Raw genomic sequence first — 1,388 nt, 5'->3', positions numbered from 1 at the left:
CGGCGAGCGGCTGTCGCGCCGTGGCGAGCGGCTGCTGGACACGGCGCTGCGCGATCCGCGCCGGTCCGTCGTGCAGGCCGCCTGGCACAGGTCGGGCCCGGCCGTCACCCGGGCCCCGTTCCCCGACGACCGGCTGGCCACCGCGTTGCTGCCCCTGCGGGTGGCGGGCACCACGCCGGGGGAGCTGCGGGTGCTGGGAGCGGCGGAGCAGGTGGTCGTGGCGCTGAGGTCGGCCTTCGCCTGCGATCCGCAGCCGTGGGGGATGCGAGCCGCCGTGCCGCTCGGCGAGGGGCGGCTCACCTCCTCCTGCGACAACCTCGCCGATGTCCTCAACCGCACGCACAGCCAGTGCGCGCAGCGGCACGCCAGGCTGGTGGCCACCGCCGACGCGGGATGTGCGGGCCCGGTGACCGGGCTGGGCGTCGACCACCTGGCGGACGGCACCGTGCGGGCCCTGGTGGGGCGCGGCCTGGGGCACAGCACGCCCCTCGGACGGCTCGGTGACGGGGAGTTGCGCTACCTGGCCCTCGCCCTGGTCCTGTTGACCGGGCCGCACGTCCTGGTGGTGGAACCCGCGGCGGAGGTGCCCGCGGCGATGCAGGCGCTGACGGTCCTGGCCGACGGGTTCGACCGGAGCATGGACGCGCGGCAGACGCGGGAGCTGCTGGCGTTGGCGGCCTCGATCTGCGCGGGCGGGCACATGCGTGTCCTGGGCACGGTCACGGAGGCCACCGCCGCGGTGGCCCGGGCGACCGCGGGCGTGGCAGTGGTAGACCTGACACCGTGACGGACGGATGCGGGGCGGGACAGGGCATGGCGGAACTGAGCCGGAGGCTGGCCGATTTCGCGGCGGCCCGGGACTGGGGGCAGTACCACACCCCGAAGAACCTGGTGGCCGCCCTGAGTGTGGAGGCGTCCGAGCTCCAGGAGATCTTCCAGTGGCTGACGCCCGAGCAGTCGTCGCGGGTGATGGAGGACGCCGGTACGGCGCACCGCGTCGAGGACGAGGTGGCGGACGTCCTGGCGTATCTGCTGCAGTTCTGCGAGGTGCTCGGCATCGACCCGCTGGCGGCCCTGGCCGCCAAGATCGAGCGGAACGAGACGCGCTTCCCCGTACCGGATCCTTCTCCTTCCCCGCATCGTCACTCTTCGGAGTGATCGACTTATCCACAATCGGATCCCTGTCCACAGATTACCGACTTCCTCTGGCTTTCCGGTGCCTCTCAGCTCACTGTGGGTAATGAAGAAGTGAGCGGCATTCCCGGTGCGTTCGCGGCCGGGGTCGTGCGGACCGCCGTGCGGACGGCGGAGACGACGGGGGCAGTACATGGAAGCGGAGCGGTTGATCGAGGTGGGTCGGCGGGCCCTTGCGGCGAGCCGTGGGGCGC

General features: G+C 72.8%; 1 protein-coding gene and 1 pseudogene. Both read left to right on the top strand.

The window, feature by feature from the left end; translation table 11 throughout:
- A pseudogene (locus IH13_RS0127060) lies at positions 1–787 on the top strand (ATP-binding protein); the annotation flags it as partial.
- 26 nt (positions 788–813) lie between these two features.
- Positions 814–1,158: a nucleotide pyrophosphohydrolase gene (locus IH13_RS0127055; protein WP_031088593.1), complete on the top strand. Its 345-nt coding sequence runs from the start codon at positions 814–816 to the stop codon at positions 1,156–1,158.
- Positions 1,159–1,388: the final 230 nt, after the last annotated feature.

It is taken from the genome of Streptomyces sp. NRRL WC-3549 (assembly GCF_000721935.1).
Classification (GTDB): domain Bacteria; phylum Actinomycetota; class Actinomycetes; order Streptomycetales; family Streptomycetaceae; genus Streptomyces.
This window is presented reverse-complemented; position numbering and strand designations above follow the sequence as displayed.